Source organism: Hyphomicrobium sp. 99, from assembly GCF_000384335.2.
GTDB lineage: Bacteria > Pseudomonadota > Alphaproteobacteria > Rhizobiales > Hyphomicrobiaceae > Hyphomicrobium_B.
Window position 1 is genome coordinate 1,400,961 of the sequence record NZ_KQ031382.1, and the last position, 19,274, is coordinate 1,420,234.

Annotated in this window: 16 protein-coding genes and 2 pseudogenes; 9 read left to right on the forward strand and 9 right to left on the reverse strand. The window is 56.1% G+C overall.

What is annotated here, in order from left to right; translation table 11 throughout:
* Positions 1 to 15: 15 nt before the first annotated feature.
* The 7 genes from G359_RS06830 to G359_RS19640 form a co-directional block, all read right to left on the reverse strand.
* Positions 16 to 276 carry a hypothetical protein gene (locus G359_RS06830; protein ID WP_052699235.1) on the reverse strand — a complete coding sequence of 87 codons (261 nt, stop codon included), beginning with the start codon at positions 274 to 276 and terminating at the stop codon, positions 16 to 18.
* A 171-nt stretch (positions 277 to 447) separates the two neighbouring features.
* The gene (locus G359_RS06835) at positions 448 to 1,473 is read right to left on the reverse strand and encodes a helix-turn-helix transcriptional regulator (protein ID WP_045835510.1); all 1,026 of its coding nucleotides are present in this window, start codon (positions 1,471 to 1,473) and stop codon (positions 448 to 450) included.
* Between the two features lie 266 nt (positions 1,474 to 1,739).
* A complete protein-coding gene (locus G359_RS06840; RefSeq protein WP_156150693.1) occupies positions 1,740 to 2,534 on the reverse strand; it encodes a hypothetical protein in 795 nt (264 codons plus the stop codon).
* Between the two features lie 672 nt (positions 2,535 to 3,206).
* Positions 3,207 to 4,523 carry a glycosyltransferase family 4 protein gene (locus G359_RS06845; RefSeq protein ID WP_082072844.1) on the reverse strand — a complete coding sequence of 439 codons (1,317 nt, stop codon included), beginning with the start codon at positions 4,521 to 4,523 and terminating at the stop codon, positions 3,207 to 3,209.
* 7 nt (positions 4,524 to 4,530) lie between these two features.
* On the reverse strand, positions 4,531 to 5,604 hold the full coding sequence (locus G359_RS20375) for a hypothetical protein (protein WP_156150694.1): 1,074 nt from the start codon (positions 5,602 to 5,604) through the stop codon (positions 4,531 to 4,533).
* A 116-nt stretch (positions 5,605 to 5,720) separates the two neighbouring features.
* Positions 5,721 to 6,875, reverse strand: coding sequence for an FkbM family methyltransferase (locus tag G359_RS19635; protein ID WP_052699236.1), 1,155 nt, complete (start codon positions 6,873 to 6,875; stop codon positions 5,721 to 5,723).
* Positions 6,872 to 7,843 carry a glycosyltransferase gene (locus G359_RS19640; protein WP_156150695.1) on the reverse strand — a complete coding sequence of 324 codons (972 nt, stop codon included), beginning with the start codon at positions 7,841 to 7,843 and terminating at the stop codon, positions 6,872 to 6,874. Before G359_RS19640 ends, G359_RS19635 begins: the two co-directional genes overlap by 4 nt.
* A gap of 360 nt (positions 7,844 to 8,203) precedes the next feature.
* On the opposite strand from G359_RS19640, the gene G359_RS20380 reads away from it, so the two are divergent.
* Positions 8,204 to 8,521, forward strand: a complete 318-nt coding sequence (locus G359_RS20380) for a hypothetical protein (RefSeq protein WP_045835515.1) — start codon at positions 8,204 to 8,206, stop codon at positions 8,519 to 8,521.
* Positions 8,522 to 8,535: 14 nt separating this feature from the next.
* The gene (locus G359_RS06875) at positions 8,536 to 9,621 is read left to right on the forward strand and encodes an acyltransferase family protein (protein WP_245280112.1); all 1,086 of its coding nucleotides are present in this window, start codon (positions 8,536 to 8,538) and stop codon (positions 9,619 to 9,621) included.
* Positions 9,622 to 9,863: 242 nt separating this feature from the next.
* On the opposite strand, the pseudogene G359_RS06880 reads toward G359_RS06875, so the two are convergent.
* A pseudogene (locus G359_RS06880) lies at positions 9,864 to 10,876 on the reverse strand (IS1182 family transposase); the annotation flags it as partial.
* Between the two features lie 581 nt (positions 10,877 to 11,457).
* On the opposite strand from G359_RS06880, the gene G359_RS06885 reads away from it, so the two are divergent.
* Genes G359_RS06885 through G359_RS06910 form a run of 6 tightly spaced genes read left to right on the forward strand, consistent with a single transcriptional unit; the run spans position 11,458 to position 16,674 of the window.
* Complete coding sequence (locus G359_RS06885) at positions 11,458 to 11,907, forward strand: hypothetical protein (protein ID WP_045835517.1); 450 nt, start codon at positions 11,458 to 11,460, stop codon at positions 11,905 to 11,907.
* Complete coding sequence (locus G359_RS06890) at positions 11,904 to 12,998, forward strand: hypothetical protein (protein WP_045835518.1); 1,095 nt, start codon at positions 11,904 to 11,906, stop codon at positions 12,996 to 12,998. Before G359_RS06885 ends, G359_RS06890 begins: the two co-directional genes overlap by 4 nt.
* The gene (locus tag G359_RS06895; RefSeq protein WP_045835519.1) at positions 12,995 to 13,792 is read left to right on the forward strand and encodes a glycosyltransferase family 2 protein; all 798 of its coding nucleotides are present in this window, start codon (positions 12,995 to 12,997) and stop codon (positions 13,790 to 13,792) included. Before G359_RS06890 ends, G359_RS06895 begins: the two co-directional genes overlap by 4 nt.
* On the forward strand, positions 13,789 to 14,538 hold the full coding sequence (locus tag G359_RS06900; protein ID WP_082072848.1) for a glycosyltransferase family 2 protein: 750 nt from the start codon (positions 13,789 to 13,791) through the stop codon (positions 14,536 to 14,538). The genes G359_RS06895 and G359_RS06900 overlap by 4 nt, the downstream gene beginning before the upstream one ends.
* Positions 14,539 to 14,542: 4 nt before the next feature.
* Positions 14,543 to 15,223, forward strand: coding sequence for a glycosyltransferase family 2 protein (locus G359_RS06905; protein ID WP_045835521.1), 681 nt, complete (start codon positions 14,543 to 14,545; stop codon positions 15,221 to 15,223).
* A complete protein-coding gene (locus tag G359_RS06910) occupies positions 15,220 to 16,674 on the forward strand; it encodes a nucleotidyltransferase family protein (RefSeq protein WP_045835522.1) in 1,455 nt (484 codons plus the stop codon). The genes G359_RS06905 and G359_RS06910 overlap by 4 nt, the downstream gene beginning before the upstream one ends.
* Before the next feature lie 255 nt (positions 16,675 to 16,929).
* Here the strand turns inward: G359_RS06910 and G359_RS21065 are convergent.
* Positions 16,930 to 17,121 (reverse strand): annotated as a pseudogene (locus tag G359_RS21065) (recombinase family protein); the annotation flags it as partial.
* A gap of 418 nt (positions 17,122 to 17,539) precedes the next feature.
* Here G359_RS21065 and G359_RS06915 point away from each other — a divergent pair.
* Positions 17,540 to 19,273, forward strand: a complete 1,734-nt coding sequence (locus G359_RS06915) for a globin-coupled sensor protein (RefSeq protein ID WP_045835523.1) — start codon at positions 17,540 to 17,542, stop codon at positions 19,271 to 19,273.
* Position 19,274 lies beyond the last annotated feature (1 nt).

Sequence of the window (19,274 nt, forward strand, 5' to 3'; positions counted from 1 at the left end):
CTCTTGGGTTCACGCTCAGGCAACAACGGCCTTGGGCGCGAATACTTCGTCCGGGGAGGCGGGGAGGGAGTGCCGCGTCAGCTGGATCAGCGCTTCATTCGCGACGCGTTCGATGCGTTCATGAATGACGGAGCTGCCAATGGCATAGTTCGAGAAGTCGCCTTCGGCCGCGTAGATTGCCGTCGGCAAGGTGAGCGCATTCAGGAACCCGAACAGGGGAGTTTGTGAGGGATTTGATAAACTTCCGGATATTCCGAAAATCGATAGGGTCGTCATTCTTTGTCCCGGTCTTGCGCGAGAGTTGACTCGCGCGTTCGAATGAATTCCGGGACGATTTAGGATTGGCGGTTTTTGCAGGGCAATAGTGCCGAATGGCACTAGCCGTTAGTTTTTCAGTAATTACAGCTTATACCAATTTTCACTATGCTTTGCAGCCGCAATGACCGGCTAGACGCGCGACTTCGCGAGTAGTCCAAGGAGTTCGCGCTCGGAGTTGACCGCAAACTTGCGGTATAGCCGTTGCTTGTAGTTCTTGACCGTGCCCTTGGCGATCCCGAGTTCCACAGCGATCTGGCCAGACGATTTCGTCAACTTGATCAGCTCCAGAACGTCACTTTCAAGCTTTGTAAGCGGCGCGATTGCGTGGTTGTCGAGGGCTGCCAATTTCTCAGTGGCAACGCGAACAGGACGCCAATTTAACACACAAATCTGACCTTCCGGCGCGATGGAGAAGTCGTCCGGAAGTCGTGCAACCTTGAGGCTCATCGTTTCCGAAATATCGAAGTCGCATCTGTCGATCGTGCGAATATCTTTGCGAACGTTGGAGAGGCGCGGCTCTTGATCTTCCGCTTCCCGCCAGCTGGCACTGCGGTAGATGACCTGACCTTTGCGGTCCATGAGCAAGATGGGCGTCGTGCTTGCGTCATCCGCGCCGGGTGTGAGTTCACATAATTTGCCGAAGGTCCGCGCGAGATGCGCGAAATGAAGGCCCTCCAATGCCGGAAATAAGTTCTCTATGTGAGCTGCCAATTTATCCGAGAATTTCCGGTCGGAGCTTTCCAGAAATAAAGCAATGCACGCTTTTCCCGGTGAGGGAAAAACAACGCCTATTTCATCGGATATCTTGGCCCGCCTTTGAAATACGCCCGTATAGAGCCGGCTCTCCGCTGTGTCGTTTAGTACCTGCTGCGAAGTCACCAGCCCTTTGCGCCGTGTCGATCGCCAGAAGCTGCCAAACGGATCGACGTGATGATAAGTCGTCTTATACTCGTCGACGATGAAATCAGGATGTCCGGTCGTGCATAGAACATCCGTCGATTCCGGATTTCCGTAACGAACGGCAAATCCATACTCATGCGAGATCCCCGATCCGAAAAGCCGGAGCATGTTCTCGTAGAACGCAGGCGTCCCGGCCGATTTTGCAGCGGTGCCGAGCCTGACGTACCAATTCGCGTCATTGAGTACTTCAGACATGATGGGCGCATCTGGGATGGGAAAGACTGCGAGGGGTATCGCACCTAGATGTCGCAGCCCAGACGACGGAGGTCTTGCCGCGACGGATTTTCGGGGCACTAAACAGCGGTAGGCACAGCATTCAAAATAAGAAATCTGGGATTCCTTATATGCGATCGTGCATTGCCCAAATCCGCGCTCATGGCGAGCGCTCATTTCCAGAAATCTGTTTCCGACAATCGCGGGCGTCTGCTGTCGTAGAGAGAGTGTGCCTTTGCCGTTAGGACTCAGGGTGACACGCGATCTCTTCGCCACAGGGTGTCAACCTTCCAGACATGCCCATCTGGATCACGCACAACGACCTGCCCGGGGGCGATGTCGAAGATCCAACCGAAATTCAAACTTTGCCCTTCAAGCCATGGAAACGTCGAAAGCTCGACAATGTACTCATCTGACGCAGCGCTTCTTTGGGCATAGGAGAACTCGCAATCGAGCATCGCGCGGATCGTCCCGAGGTCGTTGCCCCGTCCGCGCACCACCTCAACAAGTGGGCTCTTGTGCGCAATTGGGTGCCGCCGGCTGCGGGCTCGCACCGCATGGTTGCCGGTCAGGTAAAGGCATTCGGTTACATTATTTTCTGTCTTCATAAGATGGATCGCAAACGCCGGATTCATCTCGAGCAGCCGCCAATCCTCTTCATACGCGCCGCTTGGGGCGTATTCCAGCATCACGCTGCCGTTGTCTCTCCACTCGAGCCAGCCGGGCTCAGGAAAGCTCACGACGGGCTGAAAGCGAAAGAGATCGAGCGAAAGCGGCCAAATGGCCATTGGGTAAGGCGTCGTCGTGGGATCGAACAGCGTCGTCGCACAGAAGCAGTCCTGCTCGGCCAAGGCCAGCAGCTCATCCCGGCTGCAGTCCGCGAGTCCTGTTCGATGGCGCAGCTCGGGACGTTCCGCTGAAATGCGAATGTCGGCGACTCCGGACGCCGTTTGGAGCCAGAGGACTCGCGTGGTGCGGTCTACTGTTCCGTTGTTGAAGGCGATGCTGTGCCTTTTCCAGCAGCCGATCAGCTGCTCAGGCACTGTTCGCGTCCCCGTTTCTGCTCCTTCAACAAGTGACATGCACGCCATTCCAGGGCTCTCCTCGGTGTGAATTTTTGCGCGGGCTCAGGATACGCGGGAGCCCTTCAAGGTCGATCGCGGATCTCGCTTCGCGGGGCGCGTCGCCTCCTCAATCGATCGAGGAATTCCACTGCGGGATAGCTTTCGCATGCCGCGAGCATCAGATCGACGTGGCAGGTGGCGGCCATGTCCTGGGCTCGGAAGCAGCAGTGGTGCTTGGTCGGTCGGTGTGCGAGGATACAGGGAAAGCATTGAACCTGAAGTCTGCTGAGCGCCTGCTCTTAGGTTTGGACTAAAAAGCTACCAAACTTCCAGTCGCCAGAGCATTACGAGTAGAATTACACGCGAACCACTCGTCAAAAGAAGCAGGCTGCGAGCGCGGCCCCACGTTTTGCGAAGGCCAAAAATGGACAAGTGTCCGACCTTCGCCAAGCGCTTAAGATGACATGATTATCAACGTGAATTGGCGCCCCGTAGGGGACGGGTCATTTTCCATTGATTTCATTGATGTTTTTCAGCTGTTACTGCTGACTCGGATCTCGAAATTTTCATTATGGATCAGATCAAATCGATGGGCTGCATTCCGGTGAGAGGTGTGTGCGACTTGAGCTGGCGCACCGTGAACTGCGAACCCTACGTTATCTTCAACAGTGCAGTATGGATTTCGGAACCATAAGTAGACCATGATTTCATCCTCGCCCTATCGATGCGCTTCTCGTAGGAAGGAATGAATTCCTTCTGAAAAAGTGCCTTCGTTAGGGCGTGCAAAATCTCTTCTGTAGAGTAAGGATCGAAGTAAGGGCACATGTCTCGGCCCACCTCTGGCATAGAGGAGGTCTTTGAGCACAGGCACACTTTTCCGAACCACAAACTTTCGCCGACAGGAAGTCCCCATCCCTCGTACAAACTGGGGAAGATGCTGCAGAACGCGTTCCCATAGAGCAATTTGAGAATGTCGTCGGGCGGCTTTCGAAAAAGGATAACGTTGCGCCGGATTGGAGATAGCGACATCACCTGTCGGGGATCGTTATCTCCAACGATCACGAGGTCAGCTTCAGGATCACGAAAAAAGTTCAGCGCTTTCCAGGCAGACAAAAGGCGCTCGAGGTTTTTATGTGAGGAGAGCGTGCCGACAGTAAGCAGATAGCGCCTACTTCTATTCGCAAGGAACGTCTCCGCAGAAAATTCCTCGTTCGACATCGGTTGATTACGCGTATCGGACACGGAAAGGAATTCATGAGGATTGGTTACAACTCGGCACCGTGGGGCGCTTTGCCCTCCATACCGTCGCCAATACCGCATGAGGTCCGCTTTAGTGTTGTCGGAGATGCAAATGAACTCATCCACAGAGCGTGCCGCATCCCGCAGCCACCGCCGAAATTGCCTGGTGCCAAGCCGATTTCTGTAGACTTTCCTTATAAGCGGGATGAAATCGTGGACCAGCACGACGAACCGGAATCCAGGATGCTGAGCTTTCCATTTGCGCGCGGCATGCATGGTTTCCGGAGCATCCCAACCGGCTCCGCAGAAGTAAAGCACGTCTTCCGCTTGCGGGTAGTAATTACCTTCGACGAAATCTTCGTGCATTATCTCCTTCTTTTTTCCAAATTTTTGAAATCTCGCCTTTGCTAATTCGATAAAATAGCGAGCCCGGCGCTGTGCATACTTGTTATAGGAATACTCTATTCCATTTCCACCAATGTAGATTGGATCTGAAAAATCCTCCTCCATAAACCGGTGAGATATAATCTTATGGCGGTTGGTTTCGGGGTCGTGCCGGATTATCTCAAACGGCAATCCAAGTTCTTGCCATGCGCGTAATAGCCCAAGGGTTATACGATGAACTCCGGAAATAGGCTTGCCCGCAAACAAGAACCTATTCCAGTCGGTGATGTCGACAATAATTCGTCGCGACGCGCTCATGCGCCGGATAGCTGTCGAACTCAGCATTTAGATTTCATTCAACTCCGTTTGTGAAGCGCCATTCGCCCGTCGAAAACGCCACTCGATCATTATCTGAATAATCATTGGAATACATGCAGAGTGGATAAATTTCAGGAACTGCGATCATCAGCACTCCTTCCCGACGATCAGGAGGGAGTGAAATGGATACTCTCACAGGGTCGCCGGATTGCACGGTGGCGTCTAATTTCTGCAAGGTTTGGCCATCGATGAAAGTCACAGACTCGGCGGGGACTCCGGCAATAAATGCCGCCTTGAATGCGATGTGCCTTTGATTTTCGTTCCGTCTATAAGCAATCGACGCAACCTTCCCGGGACCCATTCGCATTTCAGTTCCCCAATTCGGGGTTGACCGTGGCGGGTACCAGCCAGATATGAGACGAATTGTGCTTCCATTGTCGTTGTGTATTACGTTGGAATCATAGGCCGGAACTCCATCTCGAGCGCATAGGCGCTCAATAAGCTCACGGCGATATGCATCGAATCTCCGGCACACTTCGGAATATAAGAGGAGATCCACGGCGAAAAGGTCAGCGCGACGTCGTAGCCACTCTTGCATGCTCTGATGTTCAGCGGCATCTGTGTCTGGCGCTTGATTGGTGTCTGCTCGCTTTCCTCCCGAGGAAAGGCCCAATTCAATGGAGATAAAGTCCACCAAATCATCAAGGCGATCCGTTGGAGCAATCCATCGAATACGGTCGATAGAATCATAAAGGCGGGGCAACAGCCAATGCTCAAGGGGCCTTAGCAGATCGCGTTCTTGTAGCGGGTGAAAGGCGCCGACCAAATATCGTGCTTGAATGTTGAAAAACCTATCGGCCAGCAACGTGAGGGATCTGGAGAAGGACAGCTTGTTCAACGCGGTATGCAGCGGATGCGCTGGCGCTCTCCGGATGTGCTGAAAATATGAAATGATCTGAGCGATGGGTTCGCGTGCCAAGCAAGCGATATCTAAATCGCTATGCCCTTGAAGGACGTGACCGTTCACATGCGCAGAAATGAACTGCTTCGACTTGAGCAGGCCCTCAAAAGTTTCCGCGTCGGAAGATATGCTTAGGTCGCCCTCCATGTAACGGACGCTTTCGGGCGGGAAAGCAGTTGCTAGGCGCAATCCGAAAGTTTGTCCTCCGGTTTTGGGGATGTGCAAATGGAATAGAGGCCGCCGGCTTCGCATTGGATTGAGCATCAGCGCTTCAGAACGACATCGCAGTGACGCGTGGCGCTCAATTCCTCAAAAGTGACCTGCGCGAGAGTGGAGTCGTGCTCGATTCTAAAAATGGTGAAACCGTACGCCTTCAATTCATCATAGAACTTTTCGATCGAACCATAAGCACCCGCTAATATGGACGGCGCGAATTCCATCATAATCTGGATGTTCGGGTTTTCACTTAGAAGACGCGTCGCGCCCTTTAAAATAAACGGCTCTGCGCCCTCAGCGTCAATCTTGATGAAATCAATTTTGGTGCCCGCTGGAAAATAAGAATCCAGCGTTATCGCATTGACGGCCAACTCTCTAATTGAGTCATTGAATTCCGCGGCAGTGTCGGAAGTCGCAAAAATGCTGCTTGAGCCCATGTAATGGTTATAAATTTTGAAATCGATTGCCTTGCACTCGCTATATACAGCGCAAGGCACGACCGTGCTTCTCTCCAGGAACCCATTTACCATCAGGTTCCTGTGCGTTATCGCAGAAAGTTCGGGATTGGCCTCGAACGATACTAGCCGCCCCGATTGGCCAATTAGATCCGCTGCCAGAAGCGAATACCAACCGACATTTGCACCGATGTCGATCACTTTCATTCCGGGCCTTACCAAAGCTCGGAATACGTTCGTGATCCACTGCTCCCAATATCCATCGAGAAGAAGGTGGGGCGTTAACGAGTAATCGCGCGTGTCGACGTAGATCTTGTGTCCATATATCGTTTTGGTGAGCGCTACGTTTTGGCCCAAATAAACGGCCATCCGCGTCTCTTGAATTGCCGGTGCGGCTTTCGGCCGAGCCATTGCGGAGAAAAGTTTCCGAAATGCTTTGAAATGATCGGATTTCATAATCGAATTATCATGTCCGTCGCGCGCGAATATCACGAATACTTCGTTAGCAAAGGTGGGCCCCAGATCTCTTAGCAATTCCTCCAACCTAGCGGCACCAATAAGGTCCATCTGACCTTTATGCACCACGAGCAGATCAGGCGTGCCGATAGCAGACAGCTGATCGTATGGAAGAATACTGGAAACCAAAGTCCGGAATTCAGCAGGACCCACCGCAAGTTTGTTTGCGATATCGCGACTGGCAACAAATGCCGCCGCATCTCGCCAGTAGCGGTCGTGAGCGACAGTCATGCCGGGAGACCCTGATCGACATTTCGAGAAGTGGCGCTGTTGGCCCCTATAGCGGACATGAAGTTGCGCGGCAGATCGATTGGATACCGTGAGGCCATCGCACCTGCACGCTTTTCCTGCCAACGCGTCCTGACTTCACGCAGGGCGCTGGCGGAAAACTCGATATCAGGTTCCGCCCAAGAGAGGTTCGTTCCCTGATAGGCGAAGGTTCTGTCTTTGTAAGGAACCAGACGATAGGGGACCGGCACGGAATGCGGGTAGCACTCCATATAGTCCATGTTTCCGGACCAAGCCGTGGCTAAAGTCGGGACGCCGAGTTCGAGCATCTCATGGATATTCAACCCGTAGCCCTCCGCACGGTGCAACGAAAGGTAGACGTCGGCCATGCGTTGAAATGCGGTCATATCTCTGTCGCTGAAGACTTGCTCCACGAGAGTTATGTTTTTCGCCTTCCCAATTTCCCTGAGGAGTTCTCGCCGTGCAAAGGTCGTATTTTTTTTGAATCGAACCTTCATCAAGAGATGGCAAGACGTGTCGCCTCCGAACGCGAGCGTCCACGCGCGAACGTGGGCCAAAGGATTTTTGCGATCCGGGCAGGCGGCAAGATCCATGATCGCCAACCCTAGGAACTGATCCTCTCGCACTCCAAATTCTGCGCGCGACAGAGGAGAAACCTCAGGACAAACGACGGCATGAGGAACGACTCTGATCGGTAAGTCGGTACCACGCCGCAGGGCGTTTGCGCTGAAGGATGAAGGAGTCCAAATCTCGTGGACGATATCTAGGGCGAACTTCCAGTCGCCGGGAAATTGATCGAGCTCCCACACCCAAAGGCCGATCCGGTATGCATTGTGGAACCGGTCCGGAGGTTCTGCCAGCAGTCGGGGATAGTCCCACGGCTGGCCAAGAATCAGAACCTGATTGCCGTCAGCGTGAGCCGTGCCGTGCTTCAGGATTTGACGTCTCACCTCATATCGATAGGCACGAGATAATCCGTTGATTGTCTCTGTGTCGCCGATGAAACGCAGCTGTGCGCGAGGATCAAATTCGGCGAATTTCTTGGGCCATGTACGAGCGAGAGCGTCACCTTGGACTAACCGCCGTTGATACCGGCGGCGTTGCTTGCGCCGCCAGGAAGACAGTACGTGAGAGAACATGCTTTGCTGCGATACTCAGTTCGGTTAGTTCAACTGAACGGTGTGTATAGCCGACGCTGACCTGTCTTGCGCACATAACATCGAGTGATCCACAGCGTTGTGACACCGTCGATGAGTTTCTACCGACGAGAATGAAGACATCCTCGGCCATCAACTGGCGCGAGATTAAAAATGCGCGTCGACGAAGTCGCTCTCGACGCCAAGATCCCGCTTGACGACGAGCCCAATCCCAACGCCTTCGCGGTTTCGCCGCCGGGGCTGCTCGGCCGACTGGTGTCCGGCGCGACGATGCGCTTCTCGCGAGATCCGAAGCCGCGGAAGCCGCCTAGCGTGAAACCGTGGCGCAGCACGAAGACGTGGAAAACGGCGCGGCCTGTGTTGATCGAACTGACCAGCGCTGACATCTACCGTCGAGGGGAGAGAAACGGATGCGGGAAGATCGAGTCGAATTCGCAAATGCATTGCGGGGAATCGCTGCCCTTTGCGTGATGACGACTCACATGATGGGGTTTTGGGGGAATCCGACCTTTGTCGCACAACGCATCAATGCCAATGAAATTGCCCCGCCAGTCGAAATGCCGAACGCGCTTTGGTTCGTGGGCCATTACCTATATGCTATGGGCCTAGATCTAGGCTCGTTTGGCGTTGGCATTTTCTTTGTCATCAGCGGCTTTGTTATATCGATATCTCTCGCCAAGACGTCAGTTGGCGAGTTCGCCATCAGACGATTTTTCCGCCTGTGGCCGACGTATTTGACATGCTTTGCGATAATGCTGCTGTCGATCTATGCGACTGGTTGGTTTTTCGGCAGAGCGCTTCCATTCGACGAGTTCTCAATCCTCGTTCACCTGTTGCCCGGGCTAAACGAAATTTTCGGAGTGCTGAGCTTAGACGGCATATCGTGGTCGCTAGCGGTTGAGCTGAAGTTCTATATATTTGCCGCTTTGTGCGCGGGCCTGCTTCGGCGCGCTGATTTGAAGGTGTTCGCCGTCGCAGTTGCCGTTAGCGCTGGCCCATACCTCTTATGGCATCTGTACCCGAACCGAAATGATCTTGGCCTATTTGGCGTTCGCACGCTTTGGTCATTCGTCTTCTTTGGCGACTTTCTGCTTATCCTTATGGTGGGCGTCGCGTTCCAGTTTCATTATGCCCGGAAGATCGGCAATGGAACATTTTGCGCTATCGTGGCAGCGATGCTTTCCATCTTCGTAGCGATCAATCTATTGAACCCGATAATTCTATCGACGAGTCCGGTATGGTCATACGTTGCCGCGGTCGCCGTGTTTTGGGCATGCTATCTCTTGCGAGACTACTTCCGCGCAACCGTACCGACGACATTTCTAGCGAACATAAGTTATCCGCTCTACGTCCTTCACTGTTACGCGGGGTGGTGCTTCATGCGGATGCTGGTGGAGTTTGGACTCTCCTCGAATACGATCGCCATTTTGTACATCGTCGTTTGCTTTGCGATGTCATGGGTGATCCATCGAGTAATCGAGAGGCCATCAAACCTTTTTGGCGGCGAACTTGCGAAGAAGTTTCGTTTGAAGCCGTATTATCTGGCAGCCACTGGCACCGCAGCCGCTTAACGTCTCCGCTACCAGTTTTGGGAACCGGAGCGATGGGTCAGGAAGGGATATTTGGCCATGTCGGACATGCTCGATTCGTAGCAACAAATCGTAGCAGTCAATGGCTTAGCTTGAATTGGCGCCCCGTAGGGGACGGGGAATAAGACATTGATATTAAACGATAATCGAGGCTGCTACTGCTCTCTTGAGTAGCAGGCTTCAGCAGCAAATTCTAGCTTTAACTGACGCAGTAATAGACAGAGGTAGGCGAAGTCATCCATGCCGAACCGCCCCGCCGCTTTGGCATTTGAGGTAAGTGGTTTCGGTACGTATGGCGTTGCGCCGATGGCCTCGCAGGCGAGAACCTCCTCGCCGCTGAAGTAGCCGCGATCGGCGAGGACATCGATCTTCTCGACGGCCATGGCCTCCTTTGCCGAGCGCGCCATGGGAGAAAGCAGCGTCCGGTCGGTCACGACGTTGGTGACGTCATGGGCGACGATCAGATGGTGCTCGGTATCGACCGCCGCTTGCACGTTATAACCGACGACGCCGGCGCCACGCATGCTGGTCGCCATTGCCCGGGCGTCGGGATCGGTGAGTGAGATCTGCTGATCCGGCGCTTGCAGAACAGCCGTCTCCAGCTGTCTGAGTTCGGCAAGCTTGCTCTTCATCGCCGCGATCTTGTCCCGCAGGCGCGAGGCTTTTGTCTCTACGCTTTCACCCTCCTGAAGGTCAGCAGCCTCTAAGGAAGCGATGTAGCGCTCGATGCTCGCTTCCACCTGCTCCAGGCGCCGCTTGAGCTTGCCCTTCGTGAAGTTGCGGTCGCGCGAGTTGACGCCCTTGAACTTGGCGCCGTCGATGGCGGCAACAACGGCATGCGAGAAATGGCCTAGCTGGCCGCAGATCACGATGAAGCGCGCGCAGACTGCACGGATCGCTGTGCTGTTCGCTCTTCTAAAATCGGCGATGGTCTTGAAGTCAAGCACCAAGCGGCCAGTGAGCCACATCAGCTCGACATTCCGGGCCGCCTCGCGCTCCAGCCGACGGCTCGACTGGATACGATTGAGATAGCCGTAGAGATAGATCTTCAGAAGCGTCGCCGGATGATAGGACGGACGACCGGTCGCCGCTGGTTGAACGCGTTCGAACCCGAGAGCGGCAAGGTCGAGCTCATCAATGAAGGCATCGACGACACGGACCCGGGGATGTAGTCCTCGAGGCAAACGGGCAACATCGTCCGCTGGCGGCGATCCTCGCCTTCCACAAATCGGCCCATGTCGGCCTCCCTGTCGGATCGCGGGAAGCATGGACTGATTTGCCGTTTTCACACAGCCACTCCCAATAGCGGACCTCCCTTGAAGCGGAGGGCTCGGCTCAGCTCGAGTCCTCGCTTTCGTCCGCTCTTAAATCAAGTGCCGACGTTAGAAGCAAAACCCGATCGGCGGCGACTGCCCCGAAGCAGACCGGTTGCGAGGGAAACGGACTCGACAGCTATCGAATGACGGGCGGTCATCGCCGATGCGGGCTGACGCTTTGAAAGGTTGCGAGGAATCGTACTAGTCGATCACTCAACGGTGCTGCCTCGATTTTGATCTAGCCAACTTGAGGAAGCGGCATAAAGGATCAATGCACGTCGCCGGATACCTGTGCCAGTTACGACGGCGTTCGTGGCCGCCGCAACGAAAGGCAAGAGTAGCAGAACCGCAACGCCATGCGGCGAAATCGAACATGTTGTGAATGCTGTGAACAATTGGGGGCAGCCGCCTCGCCTTTCCCGCAAAACGGCGCCAGATGGACGTTGGCTGATTCAGCAACTTCGATTGCTCTGTCCAAATTCGGGGAAGATTCTAAATGGTAGTGGCTGCCGCCGATATTGGCATCTTAGAGGTCTCAACTCCCGACTGCGTCGCCAACGATTTTGACGGCGAGATCGTGGCACTGAATTTGTCGAGCGGTGTCTACTGGAGTCTGCGCGATCTCGCGGCCGCGCTGTGGCGGGATGTTACGTCAGGACACAACCCAGCAGCGATCGCAGACCGCTTAGCTCAGATAAATTCAAACATTGCTCATGAGAGTCATCTCCTCATTGCGAATCTCGTGAATGCTGGCCTGTTGCGCCCATGCAGTGCGAACCCGGTTGCGCTTGAGGCGAGCGAGACCGTGGCACGTGCAGAGGCGGGCGAACTTGCCTTCACGGTCGAGTCCTATGAGGACATGAAGGACCTTATCCTGGCAGATCCGGTGCATGATACCGAGGAGCACCTCGGCTGGCCCATCGTACGCAACGACAATGGCGTCGGCGCATGATCGCGAGCGCTCTGTCCGGCGTCGCGCAATCTGAGGCAACCCGGCCAAGCGCACGACAGCTTTTAGACGCGCTTGACTTGTTCACCGCGCGACACGCTGAACGCGCACATCAGGTCCGGGTCCGCGTAGCGGATCTGTCCATCCGCCTGTACATGCCATCGGCCGCCATGGCCGACCTTTATGCAGGTCGGCTCGGTGGTGAGATCAACACCTGTACCGGGACGGACGATCTGCACTTTCACCTCGGTGAGCCAGGCTCAGTCGGCAGCCCAGACGCCGCGAATTTTGCTTCCTACCAATCCCTCGGACCTGATTTCGAGCGGCTTGCCGGAGAGGCGGGCCTCATCGGTATCGTCGGTCAACCAGACGCGTACAACAATCCAACCGAGCCATGCACGCTTTTCAATCCGCGTACCGGCGTCGGCGTGCAGTGGCTGACCTCGCTTGCTGACCTGCCACCGTGGGATGCTGGCTCGCCTTTCCGTCTGCTAATCCACTGGGCAACCGCACAGCGCGGATCGCGCATGATGCACGCCGGCTCTCTCGTCTCCGGGCATCGGGCCATGCTGCTCGTCGGCGGGGGTGGAAGTGGCAAGTCGGGTACGACGCTCGCGGGCATCGCGTCGGGACTTCAGACCGTGGGCGACGACTATGTTGTGGTCACGGCCGACTCTGTACCTCGCGTCCATCGAGTCCATCAGTTGCTGAAACAGGACCCCGCCGGTATCAAACGTGTCCTTGGGCCACGCGAGTTAGAGAAGCCCTTAGCGCTGAATTGGCAGGGCAAGGTCGAAATCGATCCCGAATTATATTTTAAGGGATGCATGGCCGAGAGCGCTGCCGTTGTAGCGCTCGTGCTTCCCCGGATCGCTCGTGCAGATCAGACGACTTTCGAGCCTCTTCGACCTCAGGATTTATTCCATCACGCAGCCGCATCCATGTGGCAGCAGCTTCCGGGTGCGCAGAAATCCGGCTTCGTTTTTGCAACGGCACTGACGCGGCGCGTTCCGACGTGGAGCATGAGCCTTTCCTCGGACCCGTTCGAGATCGGCATTGCGGTACGCCGGTTTCTCGATAGCGGGGTGTCATGACCGCTCGCATAGTCAGCATCATCATACCGATTTTCAACGGTGAGCGGCACCTTGGGGAAGCGCTGGCTTCGCTAGAAGATGAGCCCGGCCTTCAGCTCGACATCGTCATTGTCGATGACGGATCGACGGATCGTTCGCTGGATATCGTCTCTGAAATCAGTTGCCGCGATCAGCGCCTGCGCATCATGAGCGGGCCACATCGAGGCGTCGCCGCCGCGCGCAATATTGGCGTCCAAGCGGCACGGGGCGAGTTTGTAACTTTTCTCGATTGCGATGATGTCTGCCCGCGCGGGCGTATTGCGCGCCAGCTCGGAAAGCTTCTCGCCAATCCGGAGCTGACGTGCGTCGTCGGGCAGACCCTGCTTTTCGAGCAGCTCGACGATGCGCAGTGTCCGTCGCCCGGTTCGCGGAGCGCAAACATGTTGCTGCCGACCTTGCACAGTGCGCTATTTCGAAGAGCCGTCTTCAGTCAATTCGGGATGTTCGACGAAGAGCTCGCCTTCTCGGAAGACTTAGACTTTTTCTTCCGGCTCGCTGAGCACGATGAGCCGCTGCTGGTGGAAGCGGAGATTGCCTCGCTCTACCGCCGGCACGACGGCAATATGACACGCAACGGACGCGCCATTCGCACGTCCACTCTCCAGGTTCTCAATAAATCGATTGCCCGGCGAAGGGCGATGGGACGGCGTAAGCCGCTGGACTTGTTCTTCGTGCAGCACCAGGAGGCAGAGACTTTGTTCGGTAGGCCGCCGAGTGATGATGCGCGTGACCGCTCAAAGACAGGGATGCAATGACCGTTCAAGCTCTCCCTCGGATCTCGGTCATCATGACGACGTATAACGGGGCCGAATTCGTAGAACAGTCCATAGGGTCGCTTACGGCCGAGGCCGGCGTCGATCTCGATATCGTCGTCGTCGACGATGCCTCGACTGATGGAACGCTTGCGCGCCTGCGCGATATTGGGGCGCACGATCCACGCATCCGCGTTTTCGCCGGGGAGAAGCGCGGTATCGCCGGATCGCGCAATGCCGGGCTGGCGAAAGTCAGGCACGAGCTTCTGACGTTTCTTGATCAAGACGATCTTTGCATGCCGGGACGTCTCGCGCGTCAAGCCGCGCTGATAGAGAGAACGCCCGGTGTAGCGGCCGTCATGGGCGAAACGCTGATGTTCCAGACCCTTGGGGCCGACAGGATGCCTTTGCCGGGCACCAGCACAGCGCGCGTCCTTGTTGTACAGCTCTCGGCCGGCCTGTTCCGGACAAGCGCCGTCCAGTCCCTTGGGTTCGACAGCACATTCACGATGGGAGACGATTTTGATCTGATCTTGCGCCTGCTTGAGACGGATCATGAGATCACGGTCGAACGCGAAATTGCGACGTTGCACCGCCGTCACGCCCGAAACACTTCGGGAAATATCGCGGCCTTGCGGCTCGAACTGCTCAAGGTGTTCCAGGCATCATTGAAGCGCCGCCGCGCTGCGGGACGAGTGGGACCCATCACGCATCCACTGGTGGCCGCGATGTCTCGGGCTGGGAGTTAAGTCCATGTCGGATAACGCGTATGCAGTAATCATCCCCGCATATAACGCGGCGCGCACGTTGGATGAAGCAATCCGGTCGGTGCTTGCACAGACGGTTGCCGCCAGCGACATCCTCGTGATTGACGACGGCTCGAAAGATGATACGGCCGATATTGCCGCGAGATACGGCGGCACGGTTCGCGTTATCCGGCAAGCCAATGCGGGGGCGGCTGCAGCGACGACCGCAGGATTGAGGAACGTATCGGCGCCGTTCGTTGCGGGTTTGGACGCCGATGACATTTGGCTGCCTGAGAAAGCCGAACGGCAATTGGAGCGATTTGCGCGCGGACCACGCGTTGACGGTCTGTTCTGTCGCGGCCGGCGTTTCCAGCATGGCAGCGATGATCGATCGAGCGGCGCGGTTTCCGAAGGCCTGTCGCGCTCCGCCATGATGTTGCGCACGTCTGCCGTTGCGGCGATCGGGCCCGTCAACGATCCAGGGGGTGCGCGTGGCCGTGGTGAGATGATCGATTGGCTGCAAAGAGGCCGCGAACTCGGATTGATTTTCGAAACGCTCCCGGAGGTGTTGTGGCTCCGTCGGATCATCCCGGGGAGCTTGAGCTACGGCTATAACACGATGGCAGATCGTGGATATCTCGACGTTGTCCGTGCCTCGCTCGAGCGGAGGAGGGCGAGATCAACATGAGGGTCCCTATATTGAAGGGGGCGCGGCCGGCCCCTGAGATAGATCTTCTGCTCCAAGCTTGCCTCGCTCCGCCGGATGCAGCACGTGCTGCTTGGCAGCGCTGGCTCAAGAGCCGCGAACTCGACGATGCGAGTTGGCCTGAAATGCGTATTCTTGCACCTCTTTCGGGTCGCCTGCGGACTCTCGATCCGAACTCAACCTACCGGCCTCGCATCGACGGGTTAGCCAAATCCCATTGGACCCAAACCCAGATCATGCTGGGTGAAACGCTGCCGGCCATCAAAGCCCTACGCAAGGCCGGCATCGAATGCATGCTCATCAAGGGCGCCGCAGGATACGCAGAAGGATTCGGACCAACGGTTCGTCGTTTGATGGGCGATGTCGACATACTCGTTCGGCAAGAGGATGGGCCGCGTGCCGCCAGCGTGCTGACAGCAGCAGGTTGGGAGGCAACGAACGGCGATTCTGCTCTCCTACTGCGGCAACTCGCGCCGCTTCGCGCGTCCTCAAATTATCGTCGGGGCGTTTACGGCGAAGTCGACCTGCACACTCAGGCGTTTCACTTCTGTCGTCGCGACCAAGAACTCGAAAGCGCACTATGGCAAAATTCGAGATTAATCTCGTTCGGCGGCACTGACGTTTGCGTACCCTCTTCTGCGGACAGCATTGTGATCAGTCTCGCACACGGCGTGGTCGGCCGCGATGGAGACTGGGCAATCGACATCGGTCAGCGCATCAACGCCGGCGGCGTCGATTGGGACCGCACGATCGAGCTTGTCGAGCGCCGAGCCTTAGTTCCATTGGCGCTCGCGGGTCTCAACTATCTGCACAAGCTTGGCCTCGGTGTGCCGCAGGAAGTGCTGCGCAGACTTGCCGAGACGCCGGTCGCGCCTGGCGTCTGGTTGAAGCATTACGCAAGCATCCGCCCGAACAGACGAAAGCGCGGATTGCTGCAAAAAATTGCCGACGTATTATCATCGCCGCTCCTGCCGCGTGCCATCTACCATCGGTCGTTTAAATCCGACAATTTGATCGGAGTTTCACGTGACAATCTTGGCGTTTGGTACCCGCGCCGATGGAAGCGCATACCGCTGGCGCAGGGTCATACGGCAGCGTCGGTAGGTCATTGCATCGAAATTGATTCTGACCCGAATATAAGGGTATGCGGAGTATCTCTGCGTTTTCCGACTAGCGGCCAATCGAGGAGAGTGTTCATCGAGGTCGTGTCCGGCGAGAGGGTCATACATCGCCTGCGAGGCCGTTTGCGCTCCCGTGCCGGAAAGCATCAAACCATGCACTTTGAAATTCCGCTCAATGATTTGCCCCCCGGTCAGCGCATCGTAACACTTCAGGCCCGCCCCTCTGGCTATGTGTCGTCCGCGGAACCGCATGCTGAGGCAGTGGCAAAGGCAGCGCCTGCTTTCCAAATAACTGATGCCTGGGCCGCTTGACATCCGGTTGTTCTGCTTGGCCACGCGCGCCAAATCTCGTTGATTTCTTTTCACTGAGAGGACGGTCGCGTCGCAAACGCCGCAACCGCTTTGGCGCAGCCGTGTGCGGCTTGAGTGAGACGCGCAGGCACTCATTCTTTTCCCGTTAATCACATCGCGCTGGCCGAACTCCGCCATTGGTCGAACGCCGACCGCTAGCGGTGCTTGTATCGATCGCCTCAGACAAAGATCTATAAGCAATGCCTCGCTGCTCAGTTCGGTAGCAAGCGAGATCAGGTGTGAGAGGCTTCGCCCCAGACGGTCCAGCCGCCAACTAACCAAAACATCTCCATCTTGTGCGTAGGCGGGAACTTCGTCCTGAGCCGGGCGACTTCTAATCACGCATGAAACTCCATAGTCACAAAAAATCCGCTGTATCCACTCACTCAAGCGAATCGTGGTCGACATAGATTTTCTGCTGCACTGTATTTAACCCTCGCAGCACCTCGCTCCGGCGCGTCTGGCGGCCGGTCGCGAAGGGAGGAGCAGCAGGCGCGCGTGGCGATGGCACCAACGCGTTGCAAATTGCTTCTGATACCCGCAGTCAGTTTTGGGTGCCCACTTTTTGCTTTCGAATTGAAAGCATGTGATTGCACGTCGCATAGGCTTCCATTTTTGCCGCAAACAAACGCGCCGAAATATTATCGATCCCCCATATCGATACGATGCCAAGGGGCAAATCAGCGCAAAGGCAGCACACTGATTCTAAGCGGCTGATGCGCGACAAATTTTTTTAGGCACGGGGAGAGGGCGGCCACAAAGCGACAGCGCGCGATATCAGATCGAGAATAGCAACAGACATTGGGCACATAACTCGGGGGGCGATATGAGTCACGGTGCGCATTACAACGCGGCGACCGCATCTGACGGCGGATTGGCCGAACGTATGTCTTTTATTCAACTCGACGAAGAGAGATGCAAAAGCATCCGTAGCATTAAATCCATCATCGACCGCGAGATGCCCGTGGCGCTCGGCATGTTTTACGAAACGATCCGCAAGACCCCGGAAACACGGAAATTCTTCAAAAGCGACACGCACATGGTTGCAGCCAAGACGGCCCAGGTCAACCACTGGGCGTCCATCAGCAATGCTGATTTCGACGCACGCTACGTTTCCAATGTGCGCAGAGTGGGCCAGACTCATGCGCGCATCGGTCTCGAGCCTCGGTGGTATATCGGTGGTTATGCCATCGTGGTCGACCACCTCATTCGTTCGGTCGTCAACGACATGTGGCCATCTGGCTTTTCGCTTGGCCGAAAAAAGAATGACTCCGAAGATGTCGGACGGTGTCTCGGTTCGCTCGTGAAGGCCATGATGCTCGACATGGATTTATCCATTTCCGTCTATGTCGAGGCCGCCGAGGAAGCGAGACGCAAGTATGAGGCAGATGCCGAAGCCGAACGCATCCGCACGGAGCAGGCGAGACGCGAGGCGGAGCGCAAAGCTGAAGAGGAAGCGATCGGGCGTGAACGCGCCATGGTTTCCAATTCGATTGGGGCGGCCGTTGCAAAACTCGCCGCCAAAGACCTGTCGTTCCGATTGACCGACGATCTTCCTGACGCCTATCGCAAGCTACAAAAGGAATTCAATGCAGCTCTCGAGCAGTTCGATGTGACCCTGCAATCGGTAATCGCAAGCTCGCAGAAGATGACGGCGGGAACTCACGAGATTGCGGCAGCCGCCGACGACCTCGCTCGCCGTACGGAGCAGCAAGCGGCCAGCCTCGAAGAAACAGCGGCAGCTCTTGAACAGATCACGATGACCGTAAGAAAGTCGTCGGAGGGCGCCTCCCATGCCCGGGATACAGTGGCAGCAGCAAAGAACGCTGCGGAATCGAGCCGTGAAGTCGTTCGCCAAGCGGTCGACGCAATGGGGAACATCGAGAAATCTTCAAAGCAGATCACTCAGATTATCGGTGTCATCGATGAAATCGCCTTTCAGACAAATCTGCTCGCATTGAACGCCGGCGTGGAAGCCGCGCGCGCAGGCGACGCGGGACGCGGATTTGCGGTCGTTGCTTCCGAGGTACGCGCCCTCGCACAGCGCTCAGCCGAAGCCGCGAAGGAGATCAAGATGCTGATCTCGACATCGAGCGGACAGGTCGAGCAGGGCGCGCGCTATGTTTCCGAAAGTGGCAAGACACTCGAGCAGATTATTTCCCATGTCGTCGGGATCAATCAGATGATCGCCGAGATCGCTGGCGCTGCTGAAGAGCAGGCCAGTGGATTGCAGCAAATTAACACCGCGATCAACAGCATGGATCAGACCACGCAGCAGAATGCGGCGATGGTGGAAGAAACGACGGCCGCTTGCCACTCGTTGACGGACGAGACGAACCAACTTTCAGACCTCATGAGCGAATTCAAGGTCAATCAGAACTCGTCCGTTATGGCGCTGAGGCAAACGTCGGCCCAAATGACGGCGGCACGCCAATCACGCCAGAGGCCTACCGAGACAAAGACCAGGCGCGATCTCCGCGCGACGGCTTTGAAAACGACTTCCTCGTCGGGAGGGGCATCCGTTGCTCGCAAAACCGAGGACGGATGGGAGGAATTTTAAC